Origin of the sequence: Algoriphagus ratkowskyi (genome assembly GCF_002150505.1) — a bacterium.
Classification (GTDB): Bacteria; Bacteroidota; Bacteroidia; order Cytophagales; family Cyclobacteriaceae; genus Algoriphagus; species Algoriphagus ratkowskyi.
In genome coordinates this window covers 416586-439094 of sequence record NZ_MSSV01000001.1, presented here as the reverse complement: position 1 = coordinate 439094, position 22509 = coordinate 416586, and the positions used below count along the sequence as shown (strand labels likewise).

The 22509-nt window shown below is 39.3% G+C and carries 17 protein-coding genes; 8 read left to right on the top strand and 9 right to left on the bottom strand.

Annotated features, from left to right (window positions below; genetic code table 11):
- Nucleotides 1-592: 592 nt before the first annotated feature.
- From BVH02_RS21720 to BVH02_RS01785, 9 genes are all read right to left on the bottom strand, one after another.
- A complete protein-coding gene (locus BVH02_RS21720; RefSeq protein ID WP_086498180.1) occupies nt 593-802 on the bottom strand; it encodes a GDCCVxC domain-containing (seleno)protein in 210 nt (69 codons plus the stop codon).
- On the bottom strand, nt 799-1401 hold the full coding sequence (merTP, locus tag BVH02_RS01825; RefSeq protein WP_086498178.1) for a mercuric transport protein MerTP: 603 nt from the start codon (nt 1399-1401) through the stop codon (nt 799-801). Before merTP ends, BVH02_RS21720 begins: the two co-directional genes overlap by 4 nt.
- Before the next feature lie 287 nt (nt 1402-1688).
- Nucleotides 1689-2531, bottom strand: coding sequence for a BRO-N domain-containing protein (locus tag BVH02_RS01820; RefSeq protein WP_086498176.1), 843 nt, complete (start codon nt 2529-2531; stop codon nt 1689-1691).
- Nucleotides 2532-2787: 256 nt separating this feature from the next.
- Nucleotides 2788-3285: a hypothetical protein gene (locus BVH02_RS01815; protein ID WP_086498174.1), complete on the bottom strand. Its 498-nt coding sequence runs from the start codon at nt 3283-3285 to the stop codon at nt 2788-2790.
- A 928-nt stretch (nt 3286-4213) separates the two neighbouring features.
- Nucleotides 4214-4483: a hypothetical protein gene (locus tag BVH02_RS01805; RefSeq protein ID WP_086498169.1), complete on the bottom strand. Its 270-nt coding sequence runs from the start codon at nt 4481-4483 to the stop codon at nt 4214-4216.
- Nucleotides 4484-4646: 163 nt separating this feature from the next.
- Nucleotides 4647-5237, bottom strand: coding sequence for a hypothetical protein (locus BVH02_RS01800; RefSeq protein ID WP_086498166.1), 591 nt, complete (start codon nt 5235-5237; stop codon nt 4647-4649).
- A 157-nt stretch (nt 5238-5394) separates the two neighbouring features.
- Complete coding sequence (locus BVH02_RS01795) at nt 5395-6114, bottom strand: hypothetical protein (protein WP_086498161.1); 720 nt, start codon at nt 6112-6114, stop codon at nt 5395-5397.
- A gap of 147 nt (nt 6115-6261) precedes the next feature.
- On the bottom strand, nt 6262-11283 hold the full coding sequence (gene porU2, locus BVH02_RS01790) for a putative type IX secretion system sortase PorU2 (RefSeq protein WP_086498158.1): 5022 nt from the start codon (nt 11281-11283) through the stop codon (nt 6262-6264).
- Nucleotides 11280-12413 (bottom strand): putative type IX sorting system protein PorV2, encoded by a 1134-nt coding sequence (locus BVH02_RS01785; protein ID WP_394363977.1) that lies wholly within the window; start codon nt 12411-12413, stop codon nt 11280-11282. Before BVH02_RS01785 ends, porU2 begins: the two co-directional genes overlap by 4 nt.
- A gap of 358 nt (nt 12414-12771) precedes the next feature.
- Here BVH02_RS01785 and BVH02_RS01780 point away from each other — a divergent pair, with 358 nt between their 5' ends.
- From BVH02_RS01780 to BVH02_RS01745, 8 genes are all read left to right on the top strand, one after another.
- The gene (locus BVH02_RS01780) at nt 12772-13101 is read left to right on the top strand and encodes a PadR family transcriptional regulator (protein WP_086498156.1); all 330 of its coding nucleotides are present in this window, start codon (nt 12772-12774) and stop codon (nt 13099-13101) included.
- Nucleotides 13102-13153: 52 nt separating this feature from the next.
- Nucleotides 13154-15142 (top strand): PspC domain-containing protein, encoded by a 1989-nt coding sequence (locus tag BVH02_RS01775; RefSeq protein ID WP_086498154.1) that lies wholly within the window; start codon nt 13154-13156, stop codon nt 15140-15142.
- 832 nt (nt 15143-15974) lie between these two features.
- Nucleotides 15975-16421, top strand: coding sequence for an IS200/IS605 family transposase (tnpA, locus tag BVH02_RS01770; protein WP_086498152.1), 447 nt, complete (start codon nt 15975-15977; stop codon nt 16419-16421).
- 790 nt (nt 16422-17211) lie between these two features.
- Nucleotides 17212-18612 carry an MBL fold metallo-hydrolase RNA specificity domain-containing protein gene (locus BVH02_RS01765; protein ID WP_086498149.1) on the top strand — a complete coding sequence of 467 codons (1401 nt, stop codon included), beginning with the start codon at nt 17212-17214 and terminating at the stop codon, nt 18610-18612.
- A gap of 47 nt (nt 18613-18659) precedes the next feature.
- Nucleotides 18660-19127 (top strand): hypothetical protein, encoded by a 468-nt coding sequence (locus BVH02_RS01760; protein WP_086498147.1) that lies wholly within the window; start codon nt 18660-18662, stop codon nt 19125-19127.
- A gap of 844 nt (nt 19128-19971) precedes the next feature.
- Nucleotides 19972-20541: an RNA polymerase sigma factor gene (locus BVH02_RS01755; RefSeq protein WP_086498145.1), complete on the top strand. Its 570-nt coding sequence runs from the start codon at nt 19972-19974 to the stop codon at nt 20539-20541.
- Nucleotides 20534-21334: a hypothetical protein gene (locus BVH02_RS01750; protein ID WP_086498141.1), complete on the top strand. Its 801-nt coding sequence runs from the start codon at nt 20534-20536 to the stop codon at nt 21332-21334. Before BVH02_RS01755 ends, BVH02_RS01750 begins: the two co-directional genes overlap by 8 nt.
- Nucleotides 21335-21366: 32 nt before the next feature.
- Nucleotides 21367-22398: an outer membrane beta-barrel protein gene (locus BVH02_RS01745; protein ID WP_086498139.1), complete on the top strand. Its 1032-nt coding sequence runs from the start codon at nt 21367-21369 to the stop codon at nt 22396-22398.
- Nucleotides 22399-22509: the final 111 nt, after the last annotated feature.

Sequence of the window (22509 nt, the reverse complement as noted above, 5' to 3'; positions counted from 1 at the left end):
GTTGCACCGGGGGCTATTCATGGTTCGATCCTTTCAGGATCATGAAAATATACTATGAGGTATCCCATTTAGAATTTTTAAAAGGACCGACCACGAAGTGGTCAAACCATGAGTACCTGCCTGTCCGGTAGGTAGGGCCATGGGTGTAACCCGTGGAAAACGACAATCCTTTTGACTTCCCCACGAACCCAACGGGGGACTTTTCATTTCTATTAAAATCGTCCCTTTTTAAAGCAGGTCAATGTAACCATCTCTCTCGTCACTTTTTTTACAAGATGTATGAAAGTTGAAACCCGTTTGCGGCATATACCTAACACGTTAAAAAAACTCTACTAAAAATGGCTTTGCATCCGTTTCTTCATTGGATGTATCAGCCCATTTCTTGGAAAAATTTAAAGCGCTATTTTTATTTCGTTCCAGCTTAGTGCCATTCTTTTTGTGGGTCGATGGTTGTGGTGAGGAGATGGTGTTTGCTAGCGTTATTCGCCCAAGTAAGATAAGTAGGTCAATTTCAAATTGATTAAGGTAGCTAGATGTATTTACGAATTACACCTAGTAGCCTTGACTACGCTCAAAAGAGGTCGTTTCATTGTCAATTACAGCAATTTGTTCCTGCTTGAATTGGCGGACACTTTACTGTCCCGTAGCTACAATACACGCAACAGTCGCCCTGTTTAGGCTTTAAAACTTTCCTGCAATTTTCACACTCATAAAAATATTGGCAAGCATCTGTCGGCATTGTTTCTTCTTTCTTGTTTCCACAGTCGGGGCAAGTGATTGTTGATTGCAGTAGTATGTTCATTTAATTTCTTTCTTGTCGGTTACTGAATAGCCTGTTTTTGCAATGGCTTTTTCTATTTCTTGAATATCAGTTTGGGTCTTGTCAAACTCCACGATTGCATTTCCATTATCGTATGAAACGCTCGTGTTAACTATTCCTTTCAACATATTCACTTCGTGATTTACATGCTCTTCACAACCCGAACAAGTCATTCCATTAATTGTAAATTCCGCTGTCCGAATGTTAAATTGTTCTGTTACTATTATTTGTGTCTCTGTCTTTGGGAAAAAGATGTGTGCATAGGTCGGAAATGCAAGCATTAGTCCCGCAAAAACTGTCACAATACCTAAAAAGGTTTTTGTCTGAATGAGTGGGGTTCTTTCTGTCGTTTCGCAGTTGCAGTCAATCTGTTTTTGCGGCTTCAATTTTTGATACCACACAAAGCCGAGCACCAAAACTGTCAAGCCCACTAAATAAGGTCTCAAAGGATCAAGCCAAGAAAAAGTTGATGCAAGTCCACTTGTTCCCGCCAACAGTGCCAAAACAGGAGTAATACAGCAAAGTGAAGCCGAAAATGCTGTCAATATTCCAATTCCTGCGAGTTTATTTTCTGATTTCATTTCTTATCTGTCTGTTCGTTTGTTGTAGAATTTTAAGCCGCCTTATAACGTAATTCGGCTTGGAGGCTGTGGGCCTTCGGAGACATTCTATTTCAGCCCACTCCTAAATTCTTATAGTTCTTGATTTTCATATTCACATGGAACCGCCCGATGTATATAAGGTAATGTTAGGGCATCGTTATATTACGTGTATATAGGATTTATTTTAATTTGACCACCAACAGCTTTTAAAACTTTTATTATTGTATCAAATTGAGGGTTTTATACTCAAATTAGCTTTGAGGATTTTACTCGTCCAACTTTTCATTTTCTGATTTAAGACCAAGTTCCTTTGCGTTTAAGGGTGAAATCACAGGCTTTCCTGTCTTCTCTTCAATTTCCTTTCTTGTATTTCCAGCAATAGTCCCACCCTGATTTGCTATTTCCTTATTTTCTAAAAATGAGTTAGGTTTCTTTTCTTTTGAAATTTCTGTTGTAGTAGCTTCAGCAAGCATATTTAAAACTAACTCAAGATTAGTCATATTATCCCGTAGATTTTCTTTTTTCAAATCCTTTAGCTCTTTGTATTCTTTTGTAGTTAATCCCGCCCAGGCTTGAGTAATCTCATCTGTTAGTATTGCATATTCCATCCCCTTTTTCACACCACGTATATCCCACTCATCCGTGAGTTCTTTGCGAACTTCAATACTTTTAAGTCGTTGATTTATCCAATTTGCAGAATATCCTTTTTTCAAATAGGTCTCCATCGCTCGGTCAAAAGCCTTTTCTGGGTCTTCCGTTTCTTCGATTCGCTCGTATCCTACTTTGGCTAGCCATACTTTAAACGGTTCTGCATTAGGCGAAGGAATGGATTGAATCAATCGTAGTAATTGCTCTGTATCAGCTACATCAGTTTTGTAATATTTCCCATCTGCTGATCGCATTTTCAGTTGACTACAATTTGTAGCCAACTCGCTTCCTTCCTTTTTTAACCTAGTTTTAAGCACACTCCAGTACTTTCTTGGATTAGGGCTAGCAGTCAAGATCCTAATTATATCAACAATCGAAAAAAACCACTTTTCTTGTTCGCCATCCCATTCAACGCGAACTCTTTGGTCTTGAAACAATTTTATTGCAGTGTCCTTCGTCATAATTCTAGATTTAAAATCTCATGAATACAATATCGTTTTTAATTCAGGGGAATGCTACTAGTGAACTCTATTCTTAAATAAGCTCAGCGTGAGAATTAATTTCAAATTGATAAGGATAGGAAGGTAGGATCGAGCGTCTAAAAATGCTTTGGTAAAGCATTTTAGCGATAGGCCAGGATGCAGGGCAGGAAATCTACACCTAGAGACCTCGACGCCTAGACTACGCTCAGTGGGGGTGTCTGTCTTTCCGTTTGTATTAATTTACTTTCTCAAAATGTCTTTCAAATTTCCTAAAAAGAAGTTCGACTTGACTGTCGTAGATTTTACTATTTTGTTTTTTTGCAATTGTTTTCGTTGATTTAATCCATTCTCTTAAATCTGTCCGCAGTTGTCCGTAAAACAAATTATAGTAATCGTCCTCAGATTCTATTCTTATGGCCTTATAGTTCTTCTCAAATAATGATAGAGACTTGTCAATTATCTCAATTGAGATTATTAACTCAGACATGATTTTAAAGTTTGGAGAAGTTGAACCTCGTTGGTTTTCTGGTCGATTATCCCATAAAGCATTGCAATCCTTTACTTTTTCAGTCACGGTTTTGAAAAGAGCTTGCTGAATTGTCAGACGCGTATTTCTTTGAGCAATTGATCTATTTACAAACAAAGCTATAATTGAAACAACAATTGCAACAATGGGGGTTACAGCGCTCCAGCTAAATAGTCTCACAAGACAGTTACAAATTATATAGTTCATCTTACAGTATCAGTTTTTATTAGTAGTTCCATGGGGAATTCTATTCTTAATACAATTTCAACTTATGAATCAATTTCAAATTGATAAGGAGAATATTAAGGGAATCAATTGCAAATTGATAAGGATAGGAAGGTGTAGATACAATCTACACCTAGACACCTCGTCGCCTAGACTACGCTCAGAGGGGGATAACTTTTTCAAATGAATGGAAGTCACACTCGAAGAATTCATTTAGTCCGTCTTCTATTTCACTATGTAGCGAAAAGTTTAATGTCAATCCTAAAATAGAGCAAGCAACAGGGTCTGCCTCGCCGTAAAACAATCTTTCTGGTTTATGAGAATAATTTTCCATTAGTTTAAATTGTTTATTGAAAGTAGTTTATTTCTATTCCTTTTTATTGTATCTATCATTCTTATACTTTCTTGATGTAGCTTCTTTGAAAAAACTTATTATGAACTGTAAATTTATTTGTATTGAATTACGAACTACTTATTCTCAACTAACACTCAATATATACCCAAACGAGGTCGACATCAATATGTGCTCAGAAAGGAACTAGTAATCAAATTTTCCAGGATTCTTAATAAATATTTGTTTGCATTTTCTGCATGTTTCTGCAAATGACAAGATCTTAAAATCATATTCAATAACGATATCCTTATTATCGGCTTTTAAACCACAAATTGTTCTATGGTTAAAGTTTAAAATATGAATTTTTCTTCGTCTGTACGATTTCATTTTCTTAATATTAGAACTTTGAAGAGCTAAGCTACTGTGGCCATGATAATAGTCTTTCTGGGGAGTCTTTAGAAGTTTCATCAATACAAAAACTCACACGAATAAAATCGAATCACAAATTCTAAATGATAGAAAGGTGTAGATACAAATTACACCTAACAACCACAATGCCTAGACTACGTTTCTGCTTTAAAGACTTAAGACATGTGGTGATAGAAATAACCAGTCTTTACCATCATGACCAGATGTCATTACACTGAGTTGAGAAGTGAGTCCGTTGACATTTGTATAGTCTTTGAAAATTGATTCAAAGGTGAGATCTAGATTCTGTACAGAAGCGCTAGGATAAAGTTCTTTTACAACAACTTGATTTATGTCTAGAATAAGAATTTTCTCTTGGTTTTGGTCAATAGCTATGAAATGACCATTACATGCTTTAAAGTATTCGTCAATTTTCATTTTCGTAAATTTTTATTTATATGTATATTTAAACTGTTTCACGATTGCTAAGTAATACCAATTAAATTTGATAGAAGTGATCACAAATTAGACTTTGCGACAGTCATGCCTACACTACGCTCATTGGGGGAGAGATTTAATCCATTTTTCAATTCAATTCAATTTAATATCCTAATCTATCCTGCTCCCCATTTTTAAAGGCGTTCATAATTGTTTTTTCATAGTTTGTATCGTCAACATCTGACTCTAAATAATCATTATTTTTTGTTTCGAAACCTGGTGCGTTTCTATCAATAATATCTTCTAAATCCTTCAATGCCTTTTTAGAAATTTCTTCGTTATAATTATCTGCATTCAATTTATCAACAACATTTTTGAATTCAACACTTTTTGAGGACTCACCAATATCCCATAATTTTTTTAAAAGTTTGTGTATCTCCTTTCTACGGTCATCCCTTCGATATGAATATTCTTGGAGAGAGATTAATATTTGAGATTCATCACAATAAACGCTCAGTTTCTTTTTTCTATCGGATTTAACATCCACACAACTCACTATATTTTCATCTACTTTTACCCTACACCCTCTACCAAAATCATCTTTAAAGATAACAAAATCAATAACTTCACCCATACGCCGTTTAAAAGACTCAACTTTTAAAACTTTATATGTTTTTATTTTGTCAACATTCAATTCTGAATTTGACGTCAAGAATTGAATATAACCGCCCTTTAATATGTTATTCCTTGCCATTTTATATTTTAGTTAATTCTAAATATTAACAAATCATTATCCACAACGATTAGTATAAGAATAGTTGCCGATTTCGTGATTCACTCCTATCAAGTTACACGGAAATTGAAGCGAGCTTTAAAACTTGCATACCGATAAAACCCTAATTTGTTTTTTATTATTCCAAGACTATATCTGTAATCAACTCATACCTTGATATCATGTCCTCATTAAAAATTATCTCCGTTAGCCCGATTAACTCTTCATAAATCACAAAACAATCTATCCATTTTAAGTCAATTCGTTCACCTTTTTGAAAATTAAAATCCATCCCTTTAAATTTTATAGGATCACTATTATATTTGGACTCAGTTGGCATATGGATTCCATTATTATGGATAGAATTCCTTAGATGTCTTACCAATCTTAAAAAATCGACATAAGTTATAATTTTCAAATTATCAGTAATAAAGCTAGTATAATTTTCAGCACATTTTTTATTTTCATCTTTTAGGAATCTTATAATAATTAAAAGGGAAGATTCAAACTCTGAAACAAAACTCATATAATTGGCAAATCGTAGTTGAGTATCCAACTCCTTTAAGTATACAAAATCATCAATTCGTCCTCCTATTGCAAACTCATCATTATATTTTTTAACCCAATCATCTTGGTTTACAAAACTCAAAGTATTGTATAATAAAATCTTAGTGGCATTTAATGTAGAAACGTATTTACCATAAATGGCAAAACGAGCATCATTATTACTTATCCAATCTGGATTTATAATTGAAATATCTGTCGCTTTCGAGACACATAATTCTATAAGATAATTTATCTTTTCTAAATACTTAGGATAACCTCCTAAAATATTAGATTCTACTTCTGCTCTTTCCATTTTTTAAGATAAATGCTAACTTATTCATTGACTAACCTTTCTTCACTCTACTCGCCCAAATCAGTCAAGTAGATCCACGTTTGTTACTCTTCTTAATTAATCTCAAACGAGATTGCTTCCCTCCTTCGTCCTTCGCAATGACGACAATTACCTCAACAAATACATCTTCCCATACCCTTTCTTAAATGCCTTGTCGCCAGCAGTTGGTCTATGCTCCATAAATTGGCCGTTTTTGCGGACTAGGACGCGGTAGATATAGACTCCGTTGGCGAGTTGGTCGCCAAACTCATCCTTGCCATCCCATGCGTACTCGGTCAGGTTATTTCCTATTCGGATTGGGCCAAGTTCGTTCTGCAAAATTTCCCGCACGACTTTCCCGGTCACAGTCATGATCTGAATCTTGATTTCATCGGGCACTTCCATTCCCGTGACCGTAAAGACAAAGCGCACACTCGTACTGAATGGATTCGGATATGGGTAAAAATTAGTGATTTGAGATTCGTTGATCACTTCGAAGGTAATCTCATAAGGTTCGGTAGAATCCTCATTGGCTACTCGAAGTGTGTAAATCCCATCTTCCAGCGGGCCTGCAAGAAGAGAAACCTTGAAATCCTCATCTTCCGAAGCTGGTGTCCAAGTCAAGTTGGGATTGGAAAAATTCACCCGCTTGAAGTCACAGGATTCACAGTTTTGCTTGAGAAACAGCTCCAGCCCGACGGTGTCCTTCTTATAAAGTAGTGTCTGGTTATTTTTCAGCAAAGCTGTGATCAGCACATTTGGCGAGACGATATCTCCATCCATGATGTAAATTCCGTCGAAGTTCACATCCAGCAGTGCCGTAGAATTATCTCCCTCCACTAAGAAGTACGAACCCATATCCACCTGATTATTTCGGAAAGTCTGCTCCCGCTGTATTCTAGGATTTGCAAAAATCTCTAAGCTATTCTCACCGGTATTCCCAATGGAATTAAACTCTATCGTAAAGTCAAATGCCTCTCCAGCTTTCAGCGCAGGGAATTTTTTAGAGAAATTCTCTACTTTCTTGCTTGTCAGATTAGTTATTTTCCAATCCACCTGAATAGAATCCAGAAAGTTGTACTTGGAAATATTCTTGAACTGCAGTTCTAAAAGCCCTGCTTCTCCTTCTCGAAGATTGACCTGATCCTTGGCAGATTTCAAGATCAAAACTCCCTCAGGCACGCCGGTATAATTCACCTGCCACTTGTCCAACTGAGCTGGAGCGGTTGACTCAGTATCATTCATGCTGTAGCGCAGTTTCAGGTAAGGATAAGTGTCCGTGCTAATAAATGACAAATCCATTTCACTATTGAAGGTATTTTCGACCAGCAGATCTTCCTCGCCATTTTCCTTCACTCCTATGATATCAAAGTAGGTTTTCTCCTCCTCATTGATCCAATTTCTGGAATTGACATGTTGAAAGAAACGCTCCCAATTCGATGCTGGCCCCACTCTCGGAGTCAAGATCATCCCCGAAGTCAGGTAACCCGAAAGCTCGGTATCGAAGGAAAGCGTCTGCTGATTTGCCGGAACTGCCATGGTCTTATCTCCAACAATCTCGATCGCCTCTCCTGGACGCATCCCTTTTCGCCCGTAAAGAATGTAAGGGTCACCCGATTTCAATGCTCTCAGCGTAGCTTCACTGGCTCCAAATTCCTTCAGTTTCTCGATAGCGATATCAGGAAAAGCTTCGAAAGTGACATTTCCCACAGAGAAAATTATGACGTAATCACCTGTTTTCACTTTGTTCACATAGTCCACCAGCATCGTCTGACCCGGCGTAGTAATCCAGGCATTTTGTATACTTTGGATCATTTGCGGAAGTCTACCGCAAGCGCGTCCATCTAGTATATCAAAACCCGGAACAGGAATCGCCAAATATGGCACTAGACTTTTTTGCTCAAAAGCCACTAATCCCAGCGAGCCATTTGGACACAGACGGCTGTTGGCGTTGTTTACATTATCAATGATCTGAGGGATCTGATCCAAATAGAACTGTGTATTTCTGAACGATAAAGTATCCACAGCTGCACCGACAGTGAACACTTCAATTTTTTCTTGGATTTCAGTGTATTTCCAGGTTCTATCAGACTCCTTGATCTCTAGATTTGTCAACTGATCCTCGCCCAACTGATAGGAAGTTCTTTGTGTCCAGCCATTAGGGCCTGATGGAATGTAGGAAAAACTGGAGTTTGTCCAAGTATCCGTCTCGCCCGGCTTAGCTTCTTGGAATTTTGACCTCCAATAGAATGTGATACTATCCGAAAATGCAGTCAGTGACAAAGGCATCTCTGCCAAACCTCGCGTGGTGACACGAACTTCTTTGCGGTACGCGGAATTGAAGGTCGCTGCCGTATCCACCTGAATGATAACCGTACGATCTTCTGTAGTTTTACCCGGCACCTGAGCTATGAGTTTTGCTTCCGTCCCATTTACAATCCCATAATCCAATGGATATAGATTCAGCGTACCACTAAGCGGAATAAACTTGATGTAGGATATTGAATTGTTCGCAAAAGTCATTTCCTCCACATCTCTGGCAGAATTAACTTCTATAGTAAAGGAGTTCTCCCCCGCGGAATTAAGGCCTGTATTTGGGATGGTAAAAAAGAGTGAATCAATTCTGGCGATGTAGGGAATCTTCACAGGATCATAGAATTCCGTTGAACCATCAGGTAACCTTCGAGTGACTTTATATTCAATGGAATCTGTATCCACACGACCAATATTCCGCAGGACAAAACTCAATTTCAAACTATCTGAAAGCACCGAAACTGGAATTTCATCAAAGCTCTCGACAGAAACCTCTTCAATTTTGATGGCATAATCAGCTTTGTCCGCAGGAAAAATCCTAAGCCCAGGATCACCATAATTGATCATCTGCTCCATGTGGGAATAGTTGATCGGAGTCGTGCCATACTCACTAATAAATGCTTCTTCAGCTTCTTGCTTCACTTCTCCAAGCGTGCGATAAATCAAGCTGCTATCCGAGAAAGCCTTTCTGTAAAACATATCAGAATACCTTCTCAAATAAACATCAACGCCAATTGAGGAATTTGCTATCACGGACACAGCTCCTTTATCTGCCGTGATCACCCAGTCTTCTCCCTGCGTATAGCTATTCCCAAAAGCAGCTCCATAGTCACAACCATTGAAAAGCATTACGGGATACTTGCCCTTATTCTGATAATTCAAGGTTGGGTCGGACGCAAATCCAATTTCTATGTCAATGACAGTAGGCGCTCCATGTCCAAAAAATGTAAGCATTGATCTGCCCTCATTCAGATCGCCCGTGATATCAATCACTTCTATTGTCGAGTTTGATCGCTTACGGTAAGTGGTCACCTTGCCTCCAAGATATGGTCCTTCAGCGATGGTCTTGAAACCATTCATAAAGTTGAAATACCTTTCCAATTCGAATTCTGATTCACCTCCACTCAAATGCACCAATTCTTTTTGCCAGGATTCTGAGATTCCCACAGCATCTTTTTCTATCGCTTTATCTAGATAATCAGCTAGCTGCTGTGCATTTCTTGCAGGTATTCTTCCTATTGCCAAGGCAGGAACCAGCGGTTTGGAAGGATCAAGGTCCAGCGTATAAATATTATCTGAGAATGGATATCCTCCAGCTGGAATCAAATCTCTAAAGCTAAAAGCAGCAGGATTATTTCTGTAAAAATGGGTCACGCCAGACACTTGGGAGGTAGAATACATCGCCAAAGATCTTCCAGCAAGCAGCATGTGTGTTGGTTTATGAATAGGGTAATATGCTCTCAGAAACTCATAGATAGCTGTTGGAGTATATTCTCCATAGGAAAACTGATTGTACAAATCGGCCATTTTTACAGTCAGCGTATCGAAGCCTCCACCGGCAGGCGAAGCTCTATGTTCAGCATATGCTTTTAGCGGATTGGTAAATTGAGTGGTAGGTTGCTCCAGCGCCTGATGTCCCACCAAGATATAGTTGGCAGGCTGAGCAAGGTAATTTCTGAATTTCACTCGCTCCATAGTTTTTGCCACAAGGATACTCGTTTCATTTTGCACCCATACTTTACTGGAGTCGCCTGCCACTGCGGATCGAAACGAAAGTTCTTGACCGTTTTTGGTAAGCAATACTTTCTGAGGATTTCCTGGATCAGAAATTTCAATCGCCGAATAATTTCCAGCAACCTGTGGCATTAGAATTCGCTGATTTCCCGCAGGGGAAATAAAAAGCTCCGAAGTAAAATCTCCTTTACTCACGCTGTTTTGAAAAGTAATCTTGGCAAAGGCTACTGATACATTATCAGCAGCTTCTGCTCCAGCAGCATTCACACCGATTACAATACTTCCGTCAGCATTGAAATCACTTGCAATTAGATCTAACGTAAGCTGTGGGTATTCAAATTGTTTGCTGGCAACTGTAGTGATTAAGCGTTGGTTTGCAGCAGTAGGTCCGGCTAAAATCCGGGTACTATGCGCATTATAAGATCTACCCACCAGCCCAATCTCCAATTTTGCCGCACCAGAATTTGCCATGGCACCTAAATCTTTGAAAACAAGTTGTCGGGTATTTCCTTTGGTGATCACTGCTGACATCCAGCCTTGCCCCTGGTCAAACTTGGATAATCTAAATTCAAAAGCATAGCCCACGCCCAAAGAATATTGCTCTCCTAATGCTATTAAGGACTCAGAAGAATAGCTGGCAGCTTGTGGTAAAGTGAGCTCTGGAGCAGTTCTGACATTCATTCTTTTTCCATTCTGTCCAGTAGTGACTGTTAGGAAAAAAGCTGTGGTGTCAGACGTGGTATTGAAATATGGATTTGGAAGCTGGTCAAAATCTGTATAAAGCAATTTGTCCAAGGTGGCGTCATTCCTCATTCCATAGAAATCAATAAAATCACCCGAATCAAACCTGCCGTCATTCTCTCCGGAAATATGAATTGCAACTTCTTTTCCCCTGTGGTAAAGACGGATATTTCTTGGATCCAAGCTATTCAGATTGATGCCTGAGCTGCTTAGTGTAGTTGCTGAAATTCGGTGAATCCCATCTGTAGCAGTAGGAATTTTATAGTAGGTTTGGTCATAGTTGTACCAAACTGGCTGTTGTGCCTGAACCAGTCCGGAGAGCATGATAAATGCTAGAAAAATAAGGAGTAGTCTTTTTATCATTTGTCTTTCCAGCTTTTGAATTTTCTGAAATCCGAATCCAATTTCTCTAAACTCACCTTAATACTAAATACATGTGAGTAGGGAGTTTCGGATACATTCCCGATATCGGAGAGTGCATAATCGATCTGAAAACGCTCGCTTACGAAAACTCCTATCCCCATACTAGGCTGCATATTCAACGTTTCATTTCCTTGAAAATCTTTGATGTACTGGAAGTTCCCGATACCAGCACGGAGAAAAGCGATATTCTGAAAACCAGCTTCCAATCCAAATCTAGGGTCAATACTTACTAATGGAGTGCTAATCACCGTATTTCTCTGCCCATCAAACGTCATCTCCAAATCCAGCGTGGTCAGCAAGCTAAACTGCTTTCCGATTTGAAAATCATAGGTAACACTGGAAATCGCACGAGGCAAGGTCAGTTCTATGGAATTCACTGGAATCTCATTATCAGTTTTCGAATAGATCTCGCGTACAAGCTCGGCATTGTGTGACCAGGCGTTGAACGTAGTCGTGATATCACGAACCATCAGCCCTAGTGTCAGTTTATCCTTCACATAAATCCCGCCCACATCCAATCCGAAACCCCAGGCCTGCGCAAACTTTCCGACGTTTCTATGAATGATTTTGACATTCATGCCCACTTTGAATTTATCAGAAAGATCTCGTGCATAGCTTAATAGAAGGGCATAATCAGCCGCATTGAAGAACTGAATGTTATTATAATTCAACGCGCCATTGGCATCGTAGAGAAATCTCGTATCAGGAATATCATCTACTCCAAAGCGAATTAGCGAAACTGCCACTTGGCTTTGGTCTTTAATCGGTGTAGTAAAACTCAGGTAATCGTATTGCGCTACTCCAGCGAAATACTCAGAGTGCATCAGGCTAAATTCGTACTTATGCTGCACGCCCATCAACGCGGCTGGATTCCAATAGGCTGCAGTCACATCACGGACCGCAGACACCTGCGCGCCACCCATTCCCAAAGCCCTAGCTCCTACTCCTATGCTCAAGAATTCATTGGAATACTTGGGAGCTAAATCTTGAGAAAACAGCTGAGCATGGCCAGTCCAACATGACAGTAGTAATATCCAGAAAAAATATTGTCCCCTAATTCTATATTTCACCCTCCAAAATAAGCCATTTTATCAATCCTAATATAAAATGAACTAAAAAACCTGAAAATCATTCCTGAACCTGTCCACTATCGTACATATACATGTTCATAATTTCAATATAATATCAAACTTGAATCTCCCCTATTTTTTCGAGAACAAGTATTTCACTTCTCTTTACAAATTCTCAGATCATCATTAGGAGCTAAATAAGGGCGATTTTCGGGTTATATTAGTATACCTACTACCTGTTTATCACAAGGAAATAGGTTATACAAGGTAGCTGGGAAAAGATTGGTATAGTTTTTCTTTACCTAGAAGTGAAAGGGATAAGAATTCCCTGAAACATGAACACCTAATCACCTACTAAATGAATGTCGCCAACACACAGATTCAAATGCGCAAAGGACTCTTGGAGTTTTGCGTGTTGCATATAATCTCTCGAGGCGAGATTTACACTTCAGACCTGATCGAAGAACTCACACAAGCTCAAATGATCGTAGTGGAAGGCACTTTGTACCCTCTTGTCAACCGCCTGAAGTCTGCCTTGCTAGTCGAATATCGCTGGGTAGAGTCTGAATCGGGACCACCGAGAAAATACTATTCCATCACGGAAGAAGGTAAAACCTTTCTAAGCACGCTTTCTACTACTTGGGATTCATTAGTCAATTCCACACTTCTTATCACCTCAAAGAATTGATCATGAAATCGAGTTTGCTATTGGCAGTGCACGGAGAGAAAATTATAAACACATGAAAAAGACGATAAGTATAAACATCAGTGGAATCCTTTTCCACATCGAAGAAGACGGCTACGATACGCTTCGCAAATATCTAGATGGGATCAACAAACACTTTTCTTCCTATAAAGACAATCATGAGATCCTGTCTGATATTGAAAATCGTATTGCGGAGATTTTTCTAAGCTATCTGAAAAACAATAAGCAAGTGATTTCAGCAGAAAACGTGGACAAGCTCATTGAGAAAATGGGCACTATCGCGGATTTTGCTTCTGTAGAGGATGAGAAATCTGAGTTTGATCCAGCCGATGAGAATGTTTCTAATGATCAGGATTTCTACAAATATGTAACCCCACCCGATGCTACTCAGAAGGGCTACAAGAAATTGGAGCGTCTTGAAAACCGAAAAATCCTGGGCGGTGTATGTGCTGGTATTGCACATTATTTCAAGATCGATCCACTTTGGACTAGATTGATAGCAATTCTTTTGCTTTTCAGTGGCAATCTGAGATTGAACTATGCATTCTTAGATTTTTGGCCTTTTGATAACTTTAGGCTTCACCTTGGTTTTGGCTTCTTTGCTGCGATAGCTTACATCGTTCTATGGGTTATCCTCCCTGTTTCTTATGAATTGGAAGAGGACAAAAACATCAAAAAACTTTTCAGAAACCCAGATGACAAGGTATTAGGCGGTGTGGCCAGTGGATTGGCGGCCTACTTTGGTGTAGAAGTAATCTATACCCGTTTGGCTCTAGTTCTATTGATGTTAGCTGGCGGATCGGGATTGCTTATTTACCTGATACTTTGGATCATTACCCCTGTGGCCAGTTCTATTACGGAACGTATCCGGATGAAAGGTGGAGAAATCACTTTGGATAATATAGACTCTACGTTGAAAGAGAACATCAACCCTATGCCGAAAGCGCCTGAGTCAAAGACCAGACAGATTCTGTTAACTCCGTTTCGAGTGATTGGACAGGTGATCGAGGCAATAGGAAGTGCTTTAGGTCCACTCGGAATATTATTTCTAAATGTGATTCGAGTGATCTTCGGCTTGTTTGTTTTCTTCCTTGGATTGGGATTGACCATTGCTCCTCTGGTTAGTTTGGCCTTGTATATGGGAGTTTTCACCAACGACGATTATAGAGTGCTGATGGATAACTTTCCGGTAGAATTGTTCTCCAACCTTATTCCTATCTGGCTAGTAATCGGGGCATCTTTCTTATTAATAATCCCAGGTATCATCATCATCCTTTTAGGCTTGAGTGTCTTGATGCAAAAGAACCTGATAGGATCAAGATTTGGATTTGTAGCACTAGGCCTGTGGTTGCTGTGTGTGGGAATCTGTGCTTTCCAAATTCCTTTGATTGTTGCGCAGTTCAAGGAGGAAAACTGGCATAAAATGGAGTATCCCCTTCCTATTACCGATGGAATCATGATCCTGAGAATGAATCCAATCAGCGAAGAATCAAGTTTCAATACCGTAAATCTGAAGATTGAAGGTACATCAGATACTGTGGTCATGCTTCGTGAGGATTTTTTCTCCAGAGGAAAAACTAAAGCAGAAGCGATGAACAATGCCAAAATGATAGGCTATAACTATACTGTTTTGGACTCTATCATCACCTTTGACGAAGGCTATGACATCTCCAATATAAGTACATTCCGAGACCAAAGACTGAATTTATTCTTAGAGATCCCATATGAAAAACCGTTTATCATGGAACGATCACTACTTGAAATTCTGAGAAATACCATCTATAGAAATGGATTCAGCACAAGTGATGTATCTGAAAACACAGTTTGGGCATTCAATCAGCAGGGCTTGGTTTGTCTGACCTGCAAAGAGGAAGTAGAACCCGATGATGATACAGAGGGAGTGAATTTTGAAGTGGAAAAACCAGACACAGGAGATTACAATCGCGAGCAACTGGACAGTATCAGTAGGGCAAAATTTAACGAGCCGAAGCGTAATCCAAATAATGCTGCCGGACTTAATTAAGTAAACCAGTTTAAGAGGCATCCGAAAGGTTGCCTCTATTTTTTTCTCACTAGTATGACTCCGTGGTGAAACTACTTTTATATAATACTTGGGGGAATACTCTTGCAGTATGGATCGTGCCCTTGGCACTTTGGTAAATCAAACTTACATCCAAAACCCCGAATTTCGCTGCGCTGTATTCGGGGCTAATTGGTTTTGCCCTTGGCAAAAGAGCATTCTATGTAAGGCCATGTCATCAAGAAATTTCGGAAAGTATTAAAACTATTTTCCTACCATTTTAAATTATTGATCTATTATAAATAGGAGCATTCTTACTAACGGCAAGGCCTATAAAAGCCCAGAATGCAATTCTGGGTTTGTTCGGTTTTCTTATATTTATAGAGTGCCAACGGCACGATCCATATTTTAACATTTGCGGAATCTTGACCAATCTTCAATTTACCTCTGCCGGAAAACTTTGTTCTGTTTTGCTGAAAAACTTTCCTTTTATAAAGATCGAATTGATATGAAGGGATCGTGCCCTTGGCACTCTGGTAAATCAAACTTGTGCATCTAAAACCCCGAATTTCGCTGCGCTGTATTCGGGGCTAATATGGGTTTTGCCCTTGGCAAAAGGTCGTCGAACGACATCCTTATTTTCATACAATTCCTGTTTTTATTGGTTTTTTTTAAACCACCAATTTTTAATAGCGAGATAAATAATATTCGAACCCTTGCCAACGGCAAGGCCAATAAAAGCCCAGAATGCAATTCTGGGTTTAATCGGTTTTCTTATATTTATAGAGTGCCAACGGCACGATCCATGTTTTTTTAAACCATAATATTTACGATCATGCCACAGTCCCTCGCAAAAGTATATTTACATGTTATTTTTTCTACAAAGGATAGAACACCATTTGTATCCCCGAAGAACAAACCAACCCTTGAAGCCTACCTAGTTTCGGTAGCTTTCAATCTTGGCATTTACACAGAAGAAATTTATATAAATCCTGATCACCTCCATTGGTTGTGTACACTCCCTCGGACCTTGACAATTGCAGATATGATTCAGAAGGTTAAAATTCCGAGTTCTAATAAAATGACTGAAATTGGACCAAAAGAATTCCATTGGCAAAAAGGATATGGTGCATTTTCAGTCAGTCAATCAAAATTAGAAATTGTCAAAAAGTATATTCAAAATCAGGAAATACATCATCAGCATATGTCATTTCAAGAAGAATACATCAAGTTTTTGGAAGAGTATGGAATTGATTACGACACAAAATATGTATGGGACTGAATTAGATTGGTAATATATTATTGATCGTGCCCTTGGCACTCTGGTAAATCAAACTTGCATCTAAAACCCCGAATTTCGCTGCGCTGTATTCGGGGCTGATATGGGTTTTGCCCTTGGCAAAAAAGCATTCCATGTAAGCCTATGTTATCATGTGATTTCGGATTGTATATGATTTATTATGCTACCACTTTAAATTATTGATCTATTATATAGGAGTACCCTTGCCAACGGCACGATCAAAAATCACGTTTGCGGAATCTTAACCAATCTTCAATTTACCTCTGCCCGAAAACTTTGTTCTGTTTTGCTGAAAAACTTTGCTTTTATAGAGATCGAATTGATATGAAGGAGGATCGTGCCCTTGGCACTCTGGTAAATCAAACTTGTGGATCTAAAACCCCGAATTTCGCTGCGCTGTATTCGGGGCTGATATGGGTTTTGAACTTGGCAAAAAAGCATTCCCTGTAAGACAATGTTATCATGCGATTTCGGTTGTTTTGGATTTATTATGCTACCACTTTAAATTATTGATCTATTATATATAGGAGCACCCTTGCCAACGGCAAGGCCAATAAAAGCCCAGAATGCAATTCTGGGTTTGATAGTTTTTTCATATTTATAGAGTGCCAACGGCACGATCAATGATTCATAATCATACATTTGACTCAACCCATTCACTTATCAATCAGGCATTTTGATCATACCATGATAAAAATCATTCATTTCAATCTGCCTTGAAAAACCTCAATCGATGAACCTTTTGTATCTTTTGATTTAAACCAAAAAGAATATGGATGTTACGGTAAAGTTTTTAGGTGGTGCGGGCACAGTCACTGGATCACGATATTTATTAGATCTGGGGGATTTTGAATTCCTGGTAGATTGCGGTCTCTTTCAAGGCAGAAAAGAACTACGCCGAAGAAACTGGGACAAATTCCCAATGCCTCCTACCGAAATGGAAGCAATTGTGCTCACCCACGCACACATGGATCATATCGGTTATCTGCCAAAACTTGTCAAAGATGGCTTTAAAGGACCCATCTATTGTACTGCGGTGACTGCCGAACTAACGAAAATCTTACTTCTGGACTCAGGAAAGCTTCAAGAGGAAGAAGCTGAATACGCCAAAAAGAAAGGCTACTCCAAACATGAAAATCCTGAACCACTTTATACTGTCGAAGATGCTGAAGCTGTATTCCCGCTTTTAGTTTCTCAGGATTTCAAAAAACCATTTTTCATTCACCCTGCTGTAGAAGTCACCTATTACTATGCAGGGCATATTTTAGGAGCAGCTATCGCAAAGATCGTAATCAAGGGAGATTCCCAAAGTAAGAAATTAGTATTCTCAGGTGATTTGGGTAGATACCATGATCCTCTTCTATTCCCTCCCACCTTAATCCCTGAGGCTGATGTCGTGTGGATCGAATCCACCTATGGAGATCGTGTTGCCAATACCATAAAACCTGAAGAAGAACTCGCCAAAGCCATTAATGACGTATTTGACAGAGATGGTCTAGTGATCATCCCAGCTTTTGCAGTGGGCCGTACACAGCTCGTTATGTACTATTTATATCAATTGGTGAAAAAAGGAAAAATTCCAAATGTGCCAATTTATCTGGATTCCCCTATGGCAATCAACGTGTCTAAATTATACAAGGAATTCCACCAAGATCACCAGCTTATCGCAGTATTGGACGATACCGATCAGCATCCCTTTCAGCATTCTCAGCTTCATTACTTTCGTAAGCAGGAGCAATCCCGAACATTAAATGATCTTAAAGGTAAGGCCATCATCATCTCTGCCAGCGGTATGGCTACAGGTGGGCGTGTGCTACATCATCTATTTCACCATTTACCAAATGAAAGGAATGGGGTTGTTTTTGTAGGATATCAAGCCGAAGGAACTCGAGGAAGAAGGCTAGTTAATGGTGAACCAATGGTGAATATCTATGGTCAACAGGTAGATGTAAAAGCCAAAATTTACAGTGTACAAGGTCTTTCAGCACACGCAGATCAAAATGAATTGATAGAATGGGCAGAAGGATTTAATGTGAAGCCAAAGCTTGCTTTTATCATCCATGGCGAAGAAAAAAGTGCTGGAGTGCTAGCGCAAAAGCTTAAGGATGAATTAGGCTGGAATGCCGTCATCCCGAATTATTTGGAATCATTTATTCTGTTTGAAGGAATCTGATGAGCTAGCCTATTACCCTGCTCAAATTATCATTAAACTATCTATTCATGAACAAACTAGTCAAACTCCTATTCGCATCATCTTTTGCATTAATCCTTTTTCAATGCGCTCCATATCAGCCAGAAGGCCAAGGCGTGGTCGGTCAAGTCACATGGCTCGAAGGCAATCAGATGCCTATGATAGTTCAGGAAGGAAAGAAGAGCAAGAAAGCAACGGTAGGCGAACCCGTGATAAGAACTGTACGCATCTATCCATTGATGAAAATCTCTGATGTGAATTTAGAAAATGGTCTTTTCAAATCTGTCGCTGCCAAACCAATAACCGAGATTCAATCTGACGAAAACGGGCAATATACAGTCAGCCTTAGTCCTGGTAGATATTCTGTTCTTACAGTCGAAGAAGGCGGTCTTTTCGCAAGCATATTCGATGGGGATGGGAACATACAGCCTGTCACTGTGAAAGATGGTGAGTGGACTTTGCTGGATATCATAGTGAATTATAAGGCGGCTTTCTAATTTGAGAAAATCGAGTACTAATTTTAGGTCTCCGCATGACAATAAATTTGATCAGGCGGAGATTTTTTTTTATGAAAACACCTAACCATTGTGGTCATGGAGTATTTCACAAAGGGCATAAATTATTTCTAGTTATTGGCTATAAAGGGCTGCAAGCCCAGAATAACTTAGCCCAGTCTGAAGGGCTGGGTAATTAAGATAGCGAATCATCTAAAAGCTCTGAAAGAGCGGAATAAAGGAGAATATCACTTACCATATTTGTTTTTCTTAAGCCTGAATTTTCAAAGTGTCACTCTCATATGTGAATAGGATGCCATTAGAATGATATTTAACGAATGGCCTCGGCAAGCTCGTCTGTCGGCGGACAAGCTCCGAAGGAGCCTAACCATTCATAGCCCTGTACGAAGTGCAGGGTATAGGAGATCTTACCTATTCTAGAGCCCTGAAAGGGCGTGACATAATACATTAACACCCTTTCGGGGCTTTGTCTTCTGACGTTTTTCTATGCCCCCGGCTTTGCCGAGGGTTATGAATTGTTTCAATCCACCGGATTTTTTAAAGAAAAAGAATAGAGTTTGTTAAAACTGAAGCGAAGAAAATTGTACACTGATATAAATCTGGATATCCATATTCAAGAAACCATTTCATTAATCCTTAAATTCGACACAATATTAAGTCATAAAAAACGTGATCTTTATATAAGTTGTAAAATCCTTATTTTAAGGTAATTACGATTACAACTCGCTTTAAACAGTTCAATAATCAAAAAATATTAACTTTTTTTCACTTACCCACGCAACCATTTTTTCAATACGGGCATCTACCTAATTGAAAGCTATATCAAATGTTCAGCAGAGTCAATTTTTCAACCGAATCAGGATTATTACAAGGATGTCTTCAAGGAGACAGAATGGCGCAGCGCCACTTGTATGATCAATATTCGGGAAAATTTTTGGCCATCTGCATCCGATACCTAAAAGATCGGGAACATGCGGAAGATGTGATGATCGAAGGCTTCATGAAAATCTTCGAAAAACTACCTCAGTTTCAGTCTAAAGGAAGTTTCGAAGGCTGGATGAAACGGATCATCGTCACACAAGCTCTCATGACGCTGAGAAGTCACCGTCACCTCATGATGGAGATCAACATGGAAAATGAGACTGAGTATCAGGATCACAATTATGAGCTCAATCACATGGAAACTGAAGATTTACTGAGAATGGTAGCTAGCCTCCCAGTGGGGTATCGAACCGTTTTCAACCTTTTCGCAATCGAAGGTTTCTCACACCAGGAAATTGGTGAGCTTCTGGGAATCAGCGAAAGCACCTCCAAATCCCAACTTAATCGGGCTAGGAACACATTGAAAGAAAAAATTGCCAGTCAAACACCTAAAGAAAGGACAAATAATGGCTAAGAAGAAAAATAATCTGGATCAGTTTTTCAAAGAAAAACTAGAAAACCATACAGCAAAACCAAGCGCGCTCGCATGGGAAAGATTGGAATCTCAGTTACCGCAAAAATCTAAATCCTACAAAGGAATTTGGTGGGCGGCGGCGGCTTCACTGACAATCGTATTCACTATAGGCTACTTGATGTTGCGAGAAGGAGATGTGCCTGTTGGCAAGCCACTCCTTTCTGATAATCAAACTGAAACAATCCCGGAAAATCCAGCACAGACAGAAAATAGTACGCATATAGAAACGGTAAAAACACAACTAGAAGAAGAAAATCAGCAGTTGGCTGAGGAATTGAAAACTAAACCAACTATTACTCAACCGAGCGCTAAACCTGCTGACACTTTTCTCAAAACTCAAAAAGCTCAGCCCAAAACTCCTCAAAATCTGGTTGCATTAAATGAGCAAAAAGAGGAATCGGATCCAGTAAAAGTTGTAACACAACAAATTCCAACGATCCCGATAGAGATGCCTCTTTCCACCCAGGTAGCTCTGCCTCCTTTAGAATTAGAAAAAGCTATAGCAGTAGACAATAAGCCTCTTGAAACAGAACCTACTTACACCGTTAAAATCTATTCTAGTGGACTTAAAGAAGAGACAAAAGAAAAAAACCTACTAGCCGGTATCGGCAAGACAGTAACTGAAGTAGAGGAATTACTCGGTAAAGTGGACCAGGGATTTGCAGACCTGCAGGATGCAAAAAACAACCTCTTCGCCAGTATCACCACACGAAAGCCAAAGTCCGAGGATTAACACTCTCAAACTCCCATTAATCGAAATTTAAGATGAAAAAATACCTATTATTATTTAGTATGATGGCGATCGTGCAACTGGGATACGCCAGTTCCATGCCATCTCCAGACCATAAAGTCGCAAGCGATAGTGTAGTGATAGAATTCGGGAAATCCGGACGAATCGTGATCCTGGTAGACAGCAAAGAAGACTTTGAAAAGCTAAAACTGATGAACATCAATCAGATTATCCGCGAGCTTGATTTGGAAGAAAATGAAGAAAGTGGAGAAACCACAATCGTAGAAATCAAGAGAAAGGATGGATCTTCCAAGCAAGTCGTGAAAGTGACAGAGGATGGAGCCGAAACAGAAGTCTATATCGGAAATATGCGATTATTGGTGGACGAGACTGGAGAAAATACGAAGGTTCGCTTTGAACCAGGTGTGAAAAAAAACAGTGACCCTCCATTCATAACGTATTTTAATCTCGACTTGGGAGTTAACAATTACTTAGAGGATGGCAAGTTCCCTACTTCAGACAAGCCTTATGCTGTAAAAGGCTGGGGTAGCTGGGAAGTTGGACTAAACTTCATGGCATCGCAACGCATTTCGAAAGGATTCTACTGGAATTTTGGGTTAGGTTTCCAGTTCTACAACTTCAAATTTGAAAACAGAGACTTCCAAGCTGTGAAAGGAGATGACACTATCGACTTTATTCAGCGACTAGATGTGGACGGATCTAAAAGTAAAATTTCTGCTTCCTATCTTACTGCAATGACGCTTCTTGAGCTAGACTTTGGCAAAATGAATGACAATGGCCGCCAGGGAGTAAGGCTTGCAGCAGGACCTTATGCAGGATACAGACTTGGTGGGCAATCCAAATATGTTTACCGTGAATTAGATGGATCTAATCGTAGCAAAGACAAGCAGGATACTGGACTTTACCTTCAGAATTTCAGGTATGGTATCCGAGGAGAACTTGGAATAGGCAGAGTAACATTCTTCACTACCTATGATCTAAACGAGCTCTTTCAAGAAGGCAAAGGCCCTGAACTTAACCCAATCACTTTCGGAATAGTGTTTTAATGATTGTGTTTATCCGCGATAATGCCAATATACTTATTTGCATGCTTGATTGGGGGATAGACGGGTAACAGAAGTAGTTTCAATGGAAATGATTACTGTCCAGTAAGTTGA